The organism is Shewanella sp. Sh95 (assembly GCF_001308045.1).
In the GTDB taxonomy this organism is placed as follows: Bacteria; Pseudomonadota; Gammaproteobacteria; order Enterobacterales; family Shewanellaceae; genus Shewanella; species Shewanella xiamenensis.
In genome coordinates this window covers 1-617 of sequence record NZ_LGYY01000069.1, presented here as the reverse complement: position 1 = coordinate 617, position 617 = coordinate 1, and the positions used below count along the sequence as shown (strand labels likewise).

1 protein-coding gene is annotated in these 617 nt (G+C 73.3%); it reads left to right on the top strand.

From position 1 onward, the window contains the following. Positions 1-71: 71 nt before the first annotated feature. Positions 72-617, top strand: a 546-nt coding sequence (locus AEA42_RS05305; protein WP_280938057.1) for a hypothetical protein, incomplete at its 3' end; no start/stop codon positions are given.

Sequence of the window (617 nt, the reverse complement as noted above, 5' to 3'; positions counted from 1 at the left end):
TACGCCGGCCAGGACGCCTCCGACGCCGAGGACCCCGGCGGCGTCACCGTGCCGGAAGGGAACGTGGGCTGATGGCCGGGACCGTCATCATCGGGTGCGCCGAGCAGACGCTGGCGTACGAGCTGCGGGCACAGCTCGCGGAGGTCGCCGAGCTCGGGGTGCTGGCGCTCGCGGAGACGACCGGCGAGCTCGTGCGCGCCGTCGTCGAGCGGGAGCCGAACCTCGTGATCGTGCACGACCAGCTCGGGCCCGAGCCCGTGCACCAGGTCATCCGGGACATGGGTCTGCGCCGCCCCGCGAGCGTGTGCCTCATCGTGTCGGGCGACGCGGACCCGGAGAACCTCGCGCTCGCGCTCGACGCCGGTGCGCGCGGCGTCCTGACGTACCCGTTGTCCTTCACCGAGGTGCAGCAGCGCGTAAGCAACGCGCTCGACTGGTCCTCGCGCCTGCAGGAGCTGCTGGTCGAGCGGGACGCCGACGGGGCCGGCCACCGTGCGATCGTGCTGGCGCTGACCGGCGCGAAGGGCGGCGTCGGCGTCACGACGGTCGCGACCCACCTCGCGTGGGACGTGCGGCGCGAGATCCCGGACCACAAGGTCCTGCTCATCGACCTCGAC